The sequence below is a fragment of the Halapricum desulfuricans genome, assembly GCF_017094525.1.
GTDB lineage: Archaea > Halobacteriota > Halobacteria > Halobacteriales > Haloarculaceae > Halapricum > Halapricum desulfuricans.
The window spans coordinates 2,619,971-2,634,398 of record NZ_CP064788.1 but is presented as its reverse complement, the minus strand read 5'-3'; the positions used below and the strand labels follow the sequence as shown (position 1 = coordinate 2,634,398).

The 14,428-nt window shown below is 65.1% G+C and carries 14 protein-coding genes and 1 tRNA gene; 9 read left to right on the top strand and 6 right to left on the bottom strand.

All coding sequences use genetic code 11. The features are described from left to right. Positions 1 to 21: 21 nt before the first annotated feature. The 5 genes from HSR122_RS13485 to HSR122_RS13465 all read left to right on the top strand — a co-directional run bounded on the left by HSR122_RS13485 (position 22) and on the right by HSR122_RS13465 (position 5,034). Positions 22 to 1,017, top strand: coding sequence for an NAD-dependent epimerase/dehydratase family protein (locus tag HSR122_RS13485; RefSeq protein ID WP_229110325.1), 996 nt, complete (start codon positions 22 to 24; stop codon positions 1,015 to 1,017). Positions 1,018 to 1,254: 237 nt separating this feature from the next. Further along, entirely contained in the window at positions 1,255 to 2,169 is a 915-nt protein-coding gene (dapA, locus tag HSR122_RS13480) for a 4-hydroxy-tetrahydrodipicolinate synthase (protein ID WP_229110324.1), read from the top strand. Beyond that, positions 2,166 to 2,930, top strand: a complete 765-nt coding sequence (gene dapB / locus HSR122_RS13475; protein ID WP_229110323.1) for a 4-hydroxy-tetrahydrodipicolinate reductase — start codon at positions 2,166 to 2,168, stop codon at positions 2,928 to 2,930. The genes dapA and dapB overlap by 4 nt, the downstream gene beginning before the upstream one ends. A gap of 82 nt (positions 2,931 to 3,012) precedes the next feature. Further along, positions 3,013 to 4,143 carry an ORC1-type DNA replication protein gene (locus HSR122_RS13470; RefSeq protein WP_229110322.1) on the top strand — a complete coding sequence of 377 codons (1,131 nt, stop codon included), beginning with the start codon at positions 3,013 to 3,015 and terminating at the stop codon, positions 4,141 to 4,143. Positions 4,144 to 4,278: 135 nt separating this feature from the next. Further along, positions 4,279 to 5,034, top strand: coding sequence for an SDR family NAD(P)-dependent oxidoreductase (locus HSR122_RS13465; RefSeq protein WP_229110321.1), 756 nt, complete (start codon positions 4,279 to 4,281; stop codon positions 5,032 to 5,034). Positions 5,035 to 5,329: 295 nt separating this feature from the next. Here HSR122_RS13465 and HSR122_RS13460 read toward each other — a convergent pair whose 3' ends face one another. Next, positions 5,330 to 5,677: a hypothetical protein gene (locus HSR122_RS13460; RefSeq protein WP_229110320.1), complete on the bottom strand. Its 348-nt coding sequence runs from the start codon at positions 5,675 to 5,677 to the stop codon at positions 5,330 to 5,332. Positions 5,678 to 5,759: 82 nt separating this feature from the next. Between HSR122_RS13460 and HSR122_RS13455 the strand changes: the two genes are divergently transcribed. Beyond that, complete coding sequence (locus HSR122_RS13455) at positions 5,760 to 6,866, top strand: tRNA (guanine(26)-N(2))-dimethyltransferase (RefSeq protein ID WP_229110319.1); 1,107 nt, start codon at positions 5,760 to 5,762, stop codon at positions 6,864 to 6,866. 207 nt (positions 6,867 to 7,073) lie between these two features. Here HSR122_RS13455 and HSR122_RS13450 read toward each other — a convergent pair whose 3' ends face one another. Further along, positions 7,074 to 7,397 carry a hypothetical protein gene (locus HSR122_RS13450; RefSeq protein ID WP_229110318.1) on the bottom strand — a complete coding sequence of 108 codons (324 nt, stop codon included), beginning with the start codon at positions 7,395 to 7,397 and terminating at the stop codon, positions 7,074 to 7,076. 164 nt (positions 7,398 to 7,561) lie between these two features. Here HSR122_RS13450 and HSR122_RS13445 point away from each other — a divergent pair, with 164 nt between their 5' ends. Continuing rightward, complete coding sequence (locus HSR122_RS13445; RefSeq protein WP_229110317.1) at positions 7,562 to 8,965, top strand: hemolysin family protein; 1,404 nt, start codon at positions 7,562 to 7,564, stop codon at positions 8,963 to 8,965. Between the two features lie 179 nt (positions 8,966 to 9,144). Continuing rightward, positions 9,145 to 9,218: transfer RNA gene (locus HSR122_RS13440), tRNA-Lys, on the top strand. A gap of 486 nt (positions 9,219 to 9,704) precedes the next feature. On the opposite strand, the gene HSR122_RS13435 is transcribed toward HSR122_RS13440, so the two are convergent. The 4 genes from HSR122_RS13435 to HSR122_RS13420 are packed head-to-tail and all read right to left on the bottom strand — an operon-like array spanning position 9,705 to position 14,029. After that, positions 9,705 to 10,982, bottom strand: coding sequence for a DUF5305 family protein (locus HSR122_RS13435; protein WP_229110316.1), 1,278 nt, complete (start codon positions 10,980 to 10,982; stop codon positions 9,705 to 9,707). Between the two features lie 47 nt (positions 10,983 to 11,029). Then, on the bottom strand, positions 11,030 to 12,175 hold the full coding sequence (locus tag HSR122_RS13430; RefSeq protein ID WP_229110315.1) for a signal peptidase I: 1,146 nt from the start codon (positions 12,173 to 12,175) through the stop codon (positions 11,030 to 11,032). 51 nt (positions 12,176 to 12,226) lie between these two features. Then, a complete protein-coding gene (locus HSR122_RS13425) occupies positions 12,227 to 13,141 on the bottom strand; it encodes a hypothetical protein (protein ID WP_229110314.1) in 915 nt (304 codons plus the stop codon). 48 nt (positions 13,142 to 13,189) lie between these two features. Then, on the bottom strand, positions 13,190 to 14,029 hold the full coding sequence (locus HSR122_RS13420) for a hypothetical protein (protein ID WP_229110313.1): 840 nt from the start codon (positions 14,027 to 14,029) through the stop codon (positions 13,190 to 13,192). 180 nt (positions 14,030 to 14,209) lie between these two features. On the opposite strand from HSR122_RS13420, the gene HSR122_RS13415 reads away from it, so the two are divergent. Then, positions 14,210 to 14,416, top strand: coding sequence for a hypothetical protein (locus HSR122_RS13415; RefSeq protein WP_229110312.1), 207 nt, complete (start codon positions 14,210 to 14,212; stop codon positions 14,414 to 14,416). The last annotated feature ends 12 nt before the right edge of the window (positions 14,417 to 14,428 follow it).

The window sequence follows — 14,428 nt, the reverse complement described above, 5'->3', positions numbered from 1 at the left end:
CATGCCCACACAGCGACATCTATGACTGACGAATCCACGACGGACGGGTTTCACGTCGCGGTGACTGGCGGCGCGGGGTACATCGGCAGTCGCGTGCTCGACCGACTCCAGGAGACACACCCCGACTGGACCGTCACTGCCATCGACAACTTCTATCGCGGCGACGTCCGACAGGTCGGCGACGTCGAGGTCCAGCACGTCGACATCCGCGAGCGCGACCGCCTCGAAGCCGCGCTGGACGGCGCGGACGTCGTGCTCCATCTGGCCGCGATCAGCGGCGTCGACGACTGCCGGGAGAACGCCGATCTCGCGCAGGCGGTCAACGTCGAGGGGACCGCGAACGTCGCCTGGTTCTGCCGGAAGACCGGTGCCGCGCTGACGTTCCCGTTCAGCATGGCCGTGCTGGGCGATCCCGGACAGTTCCCGATCACGATCGACCAGCCACGCGACCCGATGAACTGGTACGGCCGGACGAAGGTGCTGGGCGAGCGCCTGATCGAGACCTACGCCGACGGCGCGTTCCCGGCACATCTGTTCATGAAATCGAACCTCTACGGCGATCACCGCGTCGGCGATCGGATCGTCTCGAAGGGAACGGTGATCAATTTCTTCCTCGGTCGCGCGATGGCCGGCGAGCCCCTGACGGTCTACGAGCCGGGCACGCAGGCCCGCAACTACATCCACGTCAAGGACGTCGCCCGCGCCTACGTCCGAAGCGCCGAGCGGTTCGAGGAGCAACTCGCGGCGGGCGAGACCGGCGTCGAGAAATACGAGATCGCCAGCGATCAGGACCCGAGCGTGATGACCGTCGCCGAGCGCGTCCAGTCGATCGCCGGCGAGTACGGGATCGACGTCGACGTCGAACTCGTCGAGAACCCTCGGGCGGGCGACGAAACGCTGGTCGAACAGTTCGAAGTCGATACCACCAGCGCCCACGAGACGCTGGGCTGGGAGACCCGACACTCGATCGAAGACGCCGTCAGCGAACTGTTCGAACGGCGGGCCGAGGATGCCTAGGACCGCGGTTCGTCCGCTTTTCCCGGATGGGATGTGTCCACGCTCCACACACAAGCCCTAAGTCGATGAGCGAGTACCAGTCTGATATGACTCGTCTCACCGCCGACGTGCGCGATTCCCTCGGTGAGACGGCGGTCTCGAAACGCGAGCGGTGACTCGTGGCGGGGTGGCGTCCCGTCCCGGGTCGGTCCTGTTAACTGCTCGCGCGCGAAGTATTGCGACAACGAGACACGACACATGACGACACAGCTCTTCGAGGGCGTCTACCCCGCGATGGTGACGCCCTTCGAGACGGACGGACGCATCGACTTCGAACAGCTCCGGGCGGACGCCCGGCGACTGGAAGCGGCGGGCGTCGACGGGCTCGTCCCCGTCGGCTCGACCGGCGAGTCGGCGACGCTCAGCCACGACGAACACGTCGAGGTCGTCGAGGCGGTCGTCGACGCCGTCGAGGATGTCCCCGTGATCGCCGGCACCGGATCGAACAACACCCGAGAGGCGCTGGAGCTCTCCCGGCGGGCCGCCGACGCGGGAGCCGATGCCCTGCTGCTCATCTCGCCGTACTACAACAAGCCCGAACAGGACGGACTGCTCGAGCACTACCGGACGCTGGCCGACGAGGTGGATCTCCCCCAGATCGTCTACAACGTCCCCTCGCGGACCGGCCGCAACGTCGACCCCGACACGGCGGTCGAACTGGCGAGCCATCCGAATATCGCGGGCTTCAAGGCCGCGAGCGGCGACGTCGGACAGATCAGCGAGATCATCGAGCGCACCCGCGACGAGGCGTTCGCGGTGCTGTCGGGCGACGACGGCATGACGCTGCCGCTGTTGTCGATCGGGGCCGACGGCTGCATCTCCGTGGTCGCCAACGTCGAACCCGAGCGGACCTGCGCGATGGTCGGCTCGGCGCTGGCCGGCGACTACGAGCGCGCGCGACGCCTGCATCACGAACTCGGGCCGCTGACCCGACAGCTCTTCGTCGAGACGAACCCGATCCCGATCAAGGAAGCGATGCACATCCGCGGGCACGGCACGCCACATATCCGGTCGCCGCTGACGCGCCTCTCCGAGCCCCATCGCGAGACGCTGGAAGCCGAACTCCGTCGACTGGCCGAGGCCGACCTCAAGGACAGGGGAGGTGCACGATGATCTCGCTCGGCGTCACCGGCGCGGCCGGGCGGATGGGCGAGGCCGTCGTCGAGACCGCTGCCGATCGCGACGACGTCGAGGTCGTCTTCGGCGTCGATACCGCCGACGTCGAGGACGTGCTGGGCGTCCCGGTCGAGGACCCGGACGCCTTCGAGACGGTGCTCGAAACCCACGAGCCGGACGCGGTGATCGACTTCACCGTCCCCAGAGCGGCGACGACGTTCGCGACCGCCTGTGCGGCGGCGGGCGTGCCGTTTGTGACCGGGACGACCGGCCACGACGACCTGCAGTTCGAGACGGTCGCGGCCGCCAGCGAACGCACGCCGGTCCTGAAGGCGACGAACTTCGCCCGCGGGATCCAGGCGCTGCTGCGGTCGGTCTCGGCGGCGGTCGAGGCGCTGCCGGGCTACGACATCGAACTCACCGAGACCCATCACAACGGCAAGCGCGACGCCCCCAGCGGGACCGCGAACACGATCCTCGAGGCGATCCGGGACGCCGGCGACGAGGACTTCCGGGAAGTCTACGGTCGCGAGGGGATCCAGCCCCGCGAGGACGGCGAAATCGGCGTCCACGTCCGCCGCGCCGGCGACATCCGGGGCGAACACGAGGTCGTGCTCGCCGGCAACGACGAGGTCCTCAGCCTCTCTCATCGGGCGGAGGACCGCGGCGTCTTCGCGGCGGGCGCGATCGACGCCGCCGTCTGGCTGGCCGATCAGGATCCCGGCTGGTACGAGTTCGATGATATGATCGACGGGTAATACGCCGGGCAAGACGCCCGTCAGACGCTGACTCCCAGCTTCTGGCCAACAGTTAAGTGGTGCGGGAAGCTCGGTGAAAGTGATGAGCGACGACCCCGAGGAGGGGATGTTGTCCTGGGACGAGTCGGTGTTCCGCGACGAGCACGTCTTCGAGATCGACTACGTCCCCGAAACCTTTCGCCATCGTGACAGCCAGATGGAGAGCCTGAAGTACGCGCTCCGACCGGCTGTCCGGGGATCGCGGCCGCTGAACGTGATCGCGCGCGGTCCGCCCGGGACCGGCAAGACGACCGCGGTCCAGAAGCTGTTCTCGGAGTTGCGCGCCCGGACGGACGTCAACGTCGCTCGCGTCAACTGTCAGGTCGATTCGACCCGCTATTCGGTGTTCTCGCGGCTGTTCGAGCACGTCTTCGAGTACGAACCGCCGGCAAGCGGCATCTCGTTCAAGAAGCTGTTCGGGCAGATCACCGACAAACTCGTCGAGGACGACGAGGTCCTCGCGGTGGCGCTGGACGACGTGAACTATCTCTTTTACGAGGGCGAGGCCAGCGAGACGCTGTACTCGCTGTTGCGCGCCCACGAGGCACACAGCGGCGCGAAGATCGGCGTCATCGTCATCTCCTCGGACCTGGATCTGGACGTGATCGAGGAACTGGACAGCCGCGTCCAGAGCGTTTTCCGCCCGGAAGAGGTCTATTTCAACAAGTACGGCGAGCGCGAGATCGTCGACATCCTGCGGGAGCGGGTCGATCGCGGCTTTCACGAGGACGCCGTCGGCCCGACGGTGCTCGACCGCGTCGCGGGCCTGACCGCAGCGCAGGGCGGCGACCTGCGCGTCGGTATCGATCTCTTGCGGCGGGCGGGCATGCACGCCGAAATGCGTGCCAGTCGGACTGTCGAACTCGAGGACGTCGAGGCGGCCTACGACAAGTCCAAGTACGTACACCTCTCCCGGCATCTCCGGGGACTGTCTGACTCCGAACAGATGCTGGTCGAGGTACTGGCCGAAGAGGGCGGTGGCCGCGCGGGCGACATCTACGAGGCGTTTCACGACCGCTCGGAGCTGGGCTATACCCGCTATTCGGAGATCATCAACAAGCTCGACCAGCTGGACATCATCGACACCGAGTACACCACTGTCGACGGCCGCGGCCGCTCGCGGGAACTGACGCTGAACTACGACGCCGACGCCGTCCTCGAGCGACTGGAGTGACGCTGTTCCGTCCTGGCAGAAATTGACTGCCGGTTTTCGTGCCGTCGATTGGCATGTTAACAGTTCTCTGACGGCGCAAGATATAACATATGTTCGGGCGAATTCGTTCTGTCTGGCAGACAGACGTGAACCGCTATGGATGGCATCAACGACAAAGTTGCAGTCGTTACCGGAGCGAGCACAGGTATTGGACACGCAGCAGCGTTGCGTTTCGCCGAAGAAGGGGCGAGTGTAGTCGCCGCGGACGTCAACGTGGAGGATGGCGAGGCAACTGCCGAAGAAATCGAAGAGATGGGCGGGGAGGCAACATTCGTCGAGACAGACGTCAGTGACTGGGACGACGTCCAGGCGATGGTAGACACAGCAGTTGACACATACGGCGGATTGGATTTCGCGTTCAACAACGCCGGTATCGAAGGGGAAAACGAGGCACTCGGCGACCAGCCCCTTGAGAACTGGGAACAGGTAATCGACGTCAATCTGAAAGGGGTGTTCCAGTCGATGAAGGCGGAGATCCCGGTGATGCTCGATGGTGGCGGCGGATCGATCGTAAACGTCTCTTCGATCGCGGGCGAGGTCGGGTTCCCGCAGATCAGCCCGTACGTCGCCAGCAAGCACGGCACGATCGGATTGACAAAGACCGCGGCACTGGAGTACAGTGGCGAGGGGATCCGGGTCAACGTCATTGCGCCGGGCGTCATCGAGACGCCGATGGTCGAAGCGTCCGCTGAGGAAAACGAGACCACACAGCAGGCAATCGCTGCGACACCGCTGGGCCGACTCGGGAAACCCGAAGAGATCGGTGACGCCGCGGTGTGGCTCTGTTCGGATGACGCCACGTTCGTCACCGGCGAGACATTTGTGATTGACGGCGGATACACCAGTCAGTGACCTGAATGTAGGCGCTACGCTTCCCTCAAGGAGTGGTTCGAGAATCTCCGATTCTCGTGATCACGGAAATCGAAGATTTCCGGACGACACCGCAGTCAGCGCAAGCGGACAAGGAGCGTTAACGAGCGCAGACCTTTCGTTCGCACATCAGAACGCTCGCGTTCTGAGGACGCAGTAGAGAGGAGATACAGCGCCGTCTTTGATACGGTCGGTTGTAACGATTTACCGGTGCGATCGCATAACGGATGCGATCGATCCGGAACAGACTTACAACCGACCGTATGAGACTCTTGCTCTAGAGCAAGTCCCGGACTTCGGAGTAGAACATGTCGTGGTCGTCGACGGCGTCGATTTCGCGGGCGATCTTCACGGCGAGGACGTGCCAGCACAGTTCGGTCGGATCCGCCGGATCGAGGTTGTACTCGGCGTCCTTGCAGGTGCAGCCACCGTCCTCGACGATGTACTCGTCGTCGTGACCGACTACGACCGTGAAATCGTTGTACTGTTTGACCCGTCCTTCGGAGACGGCCTCGATCGCCTGGACGCCGCGTGACCCGTGGACCGAAATGATCCGATCGACTACGTCGGGGTCGAGTTCGCCCGCGTCGGCGAGAGCTGCCTGCCACTGCTCGACGGCGTTCACGTCTCCGGCTATGGACAGCGAGGACAAAACGCTTCGGCACCGGAGCGCAACGGATTTGCGTCCCGGTCGTCGAGATGTCGACATGCGCGTCACCGAGGGCAGCGTCGAGATCGAGGTCCCCGAACAACCCGAGGCGGGAATCGGCGACGGCGTCTTCTACAACCCCGTCCAGGAGTTGAACCGCGATCTGACGGTGGCGGTCCTGCGGGCCGCCCGCGAGCGCTTCGAACACGCCGAGACGTACCTCGATGCGACCGCCGCGAGCGGCGTCCGGGGCGTGCGAGCGGCCGCCGAGGGCTGGGACGTGACGCTGTGTGACCGCGACGAGGACGCGGTCGAACTCTGCCGGACCAACCTCGATCGGAACGGGCTCGCCGGCGAGGTCGTCAACCGGAACGTCAACGCGCTCATGCATGAGCGACGCTTCGACGTCGTCGATCTGGATCCGTTCGGCACGCCGATCCCCTTCGCTGATGCCGCCGTCCGGAGCGCCATCGATCTGCTCGCGGTCACCGCGACCGACACCGCGCCGCTCTGTGGCGCACACTTCGAGAGCGGCGTCCGGTCCTACAGCGCGGTCCCGCGCAACACCGAATATCACCGGGAGATGGGCGTCCGGATCCTGCTGGGAGCGCTGGCCCGGACCGCCGCCCGATACGACCGGGCGATCACGCCGGTCACGACACACGCCACGAAACACTACGTCCGGACCTACCTCGCGCTGGCGGACGGCGCGACGGTCGCAAACCGGGCGCTCGACGAACTCGGGCACGTCCATCACTGCCAGCACTGCCTGTGGCGCACTCACGAACGCGGGCTGATCGCCGACCCGCCCGCGGAGTGTCCCAACTGTGGCGAGCACCTCCAGACCGCCGGTCCGCTGTGGCTCGGGCCGGTTCACGACCGCGAGTTCCTCGAGCGGGTCGGCCAGCACGTCGACGACGGGATGGGAACCGCCGAGGAGGCCCGTGAACTGACCGAGCGGCTGGCCGCCGAACTGGCGACGCCGACCCACTACGACCAGCACCGGCTCGCCAAGCGCTGGGGCGAGGGCGCGATGGCGATGGACGACTTCCTTGAGCGACTCCGGAACGCGGGCCACGAGGCGTCGCGCACCCACTACGGCGGGACGACATTCAAGACCGACGCCGACGTGACCGGGATCGACGCAGCGATCCACACGGATTGATACTGCCGGCTGTAACACACTGAAGGAATTCGCCACCCAGGGTGGCGAATATCTTTACGAACTTACAGCCGGCAGTATGACTTCCTCGTCACTCTCGTCCTCCGGCTACAGACGGGCGTTCGCCTCACTACCGCTGCAGCGTCTCGAGAGAGACGATCACATGTCGCTCGGAACGGAAAAGCAGGGGCCGAAGCAGCCTGGTGGTAGCTAGCCTTCGACGCGCTCGGCGACGGTCTCCAGATCGTCCATCGTGAGCGCGGTCGGCTCGTCGTCGGACCTGCCCGGCTCGAACGCCAGTTCGTACTCGTGCCAGTCGCCGATCCGTGCCGTCTCGTCGAGGATCTCTTCTTCGCTGAACCCCGCGTCTTCTTCGGAAACCACGACCTTGCTCGGCGTCGTCGCCGTCTCGCGGCGCGGCTCCAGTTCCATGTCGTAGATGTGCCAGTTTCCGAACCGCGCCGTCACGTCCAGCACCTCACCTTCCGGGAACCCAGCGACCGATTCGGTCAGTCGATATGCCTCTCGTCCCATACAGGTGTATCTATTAACTCGGAACTGAAAAAACTTTTGAAGCAGTCTCGGCCCGCCTCGTCATGAAATCCAAATTATAGATCGATCGACCTTTTAGTGTGGGCCGCACGAGACGACGGTATGGTCACACAGATTCGCTGCGGGCGCTGGCCCGGTGAACGTCGATGGTAGATCTCGTTGTCTCGTCACTGCAGCTGGTGCTCGCGCTCGTGCTCGTGGTGTTGAACGGGTTTTTCGTCGCCTCGGAGTTCGCCTTCGTCAGGGTGCGCGCCACGTCGGTCGAGCAGCTCGCCGCGGAGGGACGGACGGGTTCGGCGACGCTACAGGAAGTAATGGACAACCTCGACGACTACCTGGCCGCGACCCAGCTCGGGATCACGCTCGCGTCGCTGGGTCTAGGGTGGGTCGGCGAACCCGCGGTCGCGGCACTCATCGAACCCGTCCTCGGGCCGTTGCTTCCCGCGGGGCTCGTCCACCTTGTCGCGTTCGCGATCGGCTTCAGCATCATCACGTTCCTGCACGTCGTCTTCGGCGAACTCGCCCCGAAGACGATCGCCATCTCACAGGCTGAACGGCTCTCGCTGTTTCTCGCGCCACCGATGAAACTCTCCTATCGGCTGTTCGCACCCGGGATCGTCGTGTTCAACGGGACCGCGAACGCGTTCACCCAGTTGCTCGGCGTCCCGCCGGCCTCCGAGAGCGACGAGACGCTCGAGGAACGCGAGATCCGACGCGTCCTCGCCCGCTCCGGCGAAGCGGGTCACGTCGCCCAGTCCGAGGTCGAGATGATCGAGAGCGTCTTCGACCTCGACGATACGACTGTCCGAGAAGCGATGGTCCCCCGACCGGACGTCGTGACCCTCTCCGGCGACCGGAGCCTCTCCGAGATTCGCGCCACCGTTCTCGAGGCCGGTCACACCCGGTACCCCGTTGTCGCGGCGGAAAATCACGATCAGGTGACCGGCTATCTCGACGTGAAGGACGTGCTCGGCGCCGGCGAGGCGGAGACGACAGCCGCCGAACTCTCCCGCGAGATCATGGTCGTCCCGGAGATGACGTCACTCCGTGAGCTGTTGTTGCAGTTTCAGGACGAACACCGCCAGATGGCCGCTGTCGTCGACGAGTGGGGCGCGTTCGAGGGAATGGTCACCATCGAAGACACCGTCGAGGCCGTCGTGGGCGATCTCCGCGACGACTTCGATGTCGAAACCAGCGAACCGGTAATCCGCCAGGACGGCCCGGACGCCTACGACGCTGACGGGGCCGTCCCGCTTTCGACCGTCAACGATGTCCTGGGGACGGACTTCGAGGCTGCAGGCTACGAGACGCTCGCTGGGCTCGTGCTCGATCAGTTGGCACGCGCGCCCGAACAGGGGGACACTGTTTCGCTCGATGGATTTCTCGCAGCGGTGACGGCCGTCGACGGCTCCCGGATCGAGTCGGTACGACTCACCCGAGACGAGACGGACCGGGGCCCCGAGGTCAGCAATACCGACGACCGAGATGACGGTGCCGGCGACACCGACGACCGTGGCCGCGACATCGACGAACCGTCCGGTGATTACTAGATCTCCGTTGGGATATTACCAATGTGACTGCCGTCACCGGCAACGCCATGCGACTCTCGCCCGAGGAGAGATCGAGTCGTGGCTCCCATCGAATCACGGAGTGTCGAACCGCGTCGCCGTCCGTCGACAGTCCCGAAAGGAAACCTATTTTACCGCCCTGCCGTTACCTCGTAGTGCGAGGGCCGGTAGCTCAGTCCGGCAGAGCGTCTGACTCTTAATCAGACGGTCGCGTGTTCAAATCGCGCCCGGCCCGTTCATGCTGTCGCTCGCAACACCGCGAGCGACTGCTGTGTGTTGCCGGAGCGATTTGAATGAGAGAAGCTGCAGCCCGCGCAGCGAACATCGTGAGCGAGCAGGACCGTCTTCGCGTGGTTCAAATCGCGCCCGGCCCGTACTTTTACCGCGAGCAAAATCGCGAGCGGTTGCTGTACGTTGCCGAAGCGATTTGCACCCTGGAAGTCGCAGCGCGAACGAAGTGAGCGACCGTCTTCCTCCGGTTCAAATCGCGCCCGGTCCGCTTCTGCGACGCAGTCCCGGTTGTTCACACTGGTGGCTATCCGTTCGGAAAGACATCCGGCACGACGGCGTGTCGGATCAGTTCGAAATGGTATCGCCACCAGTGTCATACGGTCGGTTGTAAGTCTGTTCCGGGTCGATCGCACCCGGTATGCGATCGTACCGGTAGATCGTTACAACCGACCGTATCAGTCGGTCACAGCCTCTCGAGCGGAAATCGCCGTCACCGTTCGACGTCCCGTGCGTCGTCGCTGACGGATTCAGATCGATCAATGCTGTCGGAATCCGATTGCGTATCAGCCTCGTCAGTCCCCGATTCTCCGTCGTCCGTCTCTGATACGTCGCGGTCGCCGTCGAGGAGGCTCCCGATCGAGTCAGACAACCCGGACGAACCGTCTGTCTCAGCGGCCGTCGCAAGCGGATCACGGTCTCCGACAGATACGTCAGGCGGCTCGTACCTGTAGACGACGTCGTCCTCGAAGACCAGATACCGTTCGTCGGGCGTTTCGAGCACTCGCCGGTCGGTATCGATCGCCAGATCGACCAGTCCAGCGAGCGACGTCGTTTCGGCCTGATTGTCGGCGTCGGCGATCCGATCTGCCGGTCGCCTGACCTCGGTGATCCACTCGTCGAACTCGCGGCGCTCCGACCGGTAGGACAGGTAGTCACGCTCCTGCTCGCTGACCGCAAGCCAGCCCCGCCAGCGGCCGGCGACCAGTCCAGCCAAGCCTGCGAGTCCGAGAACAGCGAGCAGCGGGCCGCCGTACGTCCGGATCGGACCGACCGTGACCGGCACTGTCCGCTCGTCGCGGACCGTTCGCTCGCCCTCGTGCACGACGGGGCCGGTGTCGTTGACGCGATAGAGCCCGTCTTCGATCGTGAGTGGGAGCCGGTAGGACCGGGTCGTCTCGACCGGCTCACCGCTCCGGCTTCCGTCGAGACGCACCGTCACCTCGAAGAACGTCTCCGCGGTGCCGGCGGTCGCCCCGAGTTCGGACCGGATCTCCGTTAGCTCGGCTTCCACCACGGTGACGTTCTGCTCGAACGTCAAGCGGAGGGGATCGCCGGGTCCGAGCGTTCGGTCTGCCCGCTCGAGCGACTCCGTGACCCGCCATTGCTCGGTTCCGTCCTCGGTGACCGAACGGATGACCAGCGCCATCGACGCGTTCGCCGCGACCGAACCGCTCTCGGCCTCGTAGTCGTAGACGAACGCCCCTTCGAGAGTGGGTGCGATCCGCTGGAAGTACTGAGAGCGGTTCGTCAGCGTCTCGCCCGCCTCGAAGACTCTGGTGTCCTCGACGACCGTCGCCTCGTGGCTGAACTGTCCGGTCGAGTTCCAGAGGATCACCGTCTCGGTCGTCGTCTCGGTCCGTTCGTCCGGCCCGGTGTGTGCGGCGTATGCGACCCCTCCGCCGACGACGATCAGGACCGCGAGCGCCAGCACAGCGATACTGAAATATCGGTCGAGGACAGCCCGGACGCGGAGACCCCGTTCTTCCATCACGTTTAGCATTCAACGCGTTGATATTAAGGCTGTCGTCGGTCCCGTTATCGCAACCGTGCGAGGATCCGATCGCTCGTCGATGGCCCCTCTCTGTCGCGTCGGCGCACCCGTTCCGTGCCGACGAGCGCGATCCCAGCGAGGTAGAAGGGGACCCCGATCAGCGCGTCGATGACGACGATCGGCAGCCACGGATGAACCGAATAGAGGGCTCGAACCTGTGATTCGGGTAGCAGCGCGAGATATCTGTGTTCGGTCAGGAACAGCCGATACGACCCGGTCTCGGGTGGTGCGGTGAGCGTGAGCGTGCCGTTGACCAGCTCGTTGCCGCCGACCTCGAACCGGTCGGGCTCGATATCGATGTTTTCGCTGCCTTCCTCGAAGTAGACGTAGACGGGCACCTGCCCGCCGTTGCCGACCGTGAACTGTAGCGATTCGTTCGTTCCGGCCTCGATGACGTCCGACCGCTCGGACTCGAACTCGGAGCTGACGATCTCGAACGACTGCGGCCCGGCCGGAGCGACCATGGCAGCCGTCGCTGCCAGCATTAGCGACGCCGCCATCGCGCCGACCACGACGCGGGCGCTGAGCCCGCTATCGCGCTCGCGAGCCCGATCCCGTCGCCGGTCGCTGCTGAGGAAGACGTCGATCGCGTACAGGAGGACCGTCAGACCGAAGATGAGATAGCCGAACCCCTGCGTGCCGAGCAGCGAGCGCGTCCCCAGCAGGCCGGCCAGACGGAACTGGAGCGTCTCGACACCCCCCTGAACTCCCTCGGCGACCGTCCCAAGATGCGGGATCACGACCGGCTCGTCGCCGACCTGCCAGGCGACGGCGACGATCTGTTCGCGCTTGACCGGTGGCTCGCCACCGTCCTGATCGGTGAACGGGTTGGCGTCCCCTCGCGTGACGAACCCGCGGTCGGTCTCCCCGACGACGCGGTGTGTCGTGAGCCCACCGCCCTGGATCTCCTCTGCCTCGAACACGACGACGTCGCCCTCCTCAATCGGGCCCGCGACCGCCGACGGAACCGCGACGAAACCGTCACCGGTACCGATCGTCGGCTCCATGCTCCCGGTGGTGACGTAACTCAACAGGACCGGCTGGCCGAGCAACTGGCCGACGACGAGCGCGACGAGCGCGAGTGCGAGCACCGCACCCACGGCTTTCGTGGCTGTCCCCCGCCAGTCCATTACCGTCTCGTTGCGGCCGTCGTGATAAATACCTGATGGGTGTGGCCTGGATCAGCTGCGATCCCCGCTGCGCCCGAGTACGTGATAGAGGTAGGCGGCGATAAAGCCTAGCGCGTACCCGACCGCGTGAACGTAGAGGTTGAACACCCGGGTTCCGGAGACGGGATCGGGCGGGAACGTCGCGAACGGGACCGCCAGAAACAGGAGCAGAGCGCTGACGGCGAGTTCGGCGTCGCCGCTCCGTTCGACGGCCGCCCGCAGTTGTCGCCCGATCGGGTCGCCGTCGGCAATCGACAGCGCGTACAGCGTCACGACCAGCGCCAGAAGCACCAGCAACTCCGCGAGCGTCGCCACGAGCACCCACGTGACCGACGTGGGAACCCCCTCGACGGCGACCGTGACGGGGCGGCCGAGCACCGCCCGGAGCGTCTGTGTAGTCACGACAAGCAGTCCGAGAAAGAACAGCAGCGGGGCGACGCTCCGGGCGTCGCTCACGTCCAGGCGCTGTTGGGCGTGCACGGCGATCGCGATCGCGAGCGTCCCGTAGTAGACCATCACCACGCCGGAGAACCCGTACGCGACGCCGCGTCTGACGATCGTGAGATTGAGCGCCGACAGCAGTGGCGGGCTGGCGAGCAGCAGCGACGCGAAGACGATCACGAACTCGCGGCGACGATCGGCCGCGACGCTCAGGACGTAGGCCGTCCCCGCGACCAGCACGTAGCCACCGAGGTTGAACAGCAGGTGTGACCACCTGAAGTGGACGAACGGGGACGCGACCGCGGTCCGGACGGTCGGAGCCGCGTACTCGAAAACGAGCGCCTCCCGGGTCGCGGTCGGCAGGGCGTAGACCGCCAGCAGGACGGCGGGAGCGATCGAGAGCAACAGCAGGTCGGCCGGGGCCGCACGCTCGCGGATCGTCCGCCCCAGGGGGTCCGCGCTCCTCGACCGAGAGTCGTCGTCCATCTGTTTCGTTTCGGGAGTGACGGGCGACTGACCTATTCCTGACGGTCTCTACCGGTCGCTCCGCCGTCGGTACCACGCCAGAGCGAGCAGCGCAAGCGCCAGCAACGAGAGGGCGGGAACAGCCACGGCCAGGTCGAAGCCACCGACCTCGGCCGGGAGTCCGCCGGCGGGTGAGTCGTCGCCGCCAGTTGCCGTTCCTGTGGTCGTGTCAGCACCGACGGGCGGTACCGGCCCGGCTTCGGTTGTCGTCTCGTTGCCGACTTCGCCGTCAGTCGGGCTGTTACTCGGCTGTGTCGTCTCTGTCGTGAGGGGCATCGTCGACTCCGTCGGCGCCTCGACTGCGGTCTGGGTCGTCGGTGTCTCTGCCGACGAATCTCCCGATATCTCCGCAGAGGTAGGCGTGGCCTGCTCGACGCTCACGCCGAACGTCGAAGCGCTCTCGACGTCGTGATCGCCGCGCGTGTCGACGCGCAACCCGACCTTGAGCGTCTCGTTCGGGCCGAGCGTGACGGCGTTGTCAGACCCTTCGAGTGTCTCGTCAGGATCGCCCCCGCGATAGAATCGGACGTCCTCGGCGTCGTCGGTGATCCAGACGCGCGCGAACAGGTCGCCGGTGTAGGTGATCGTGAACACGCGATCGAGCGGCGTGACCGCGTCGCCGGGAACGCCGCCGACCTCGAGGTCGGGGTTCTCACCGGACAACACCAGTGCGAGTTCGCCCGTCTCGTCGATGACGGCGTACTGGCCGTTCGGGCCGTCGGCCGGCGACATCTCGATGTTGACTCCGGAGATCTCGTCGGTGCCGTCCGAGAACGGGACCGCCCCGGTCGAGACGAGCAGGGCTGTCGAGGCGACGAGCACGGCGACGAGGAGCGACGTTCGAGTCACGGTCAGACCGCCGACGGTACTGTCGGTACGAGAGACGTACCGGCCGGACGTCCCTTGTATTGATCCGCGAGAAGGGGTTCAAACAGTGTCTGAACGCGACTGTCCGGCCGCTGGCCGGGGATCGGCGACGCCAGTTTCGTGGCATTTGTTATCACAGTTTGTACTGCGAGTAGAGGCTGCTTGAGGATAGACACGCACGACATTACAAAGGGGATCTGGTTCCAAGCTCCTACCAGGATGTCAATCAAAAAACGGACTAACGACGCTGATCTTTCGTCGCTCCAGAGCCACCTGGCAAAGGCACTGGAAAACGCGGAGGACGACACCGCGAAGTATCACATCAGAGAGGCGTATCAGAAAATCATCTTCCTGGAAAACGCGGAGTGACGCCGATTATCA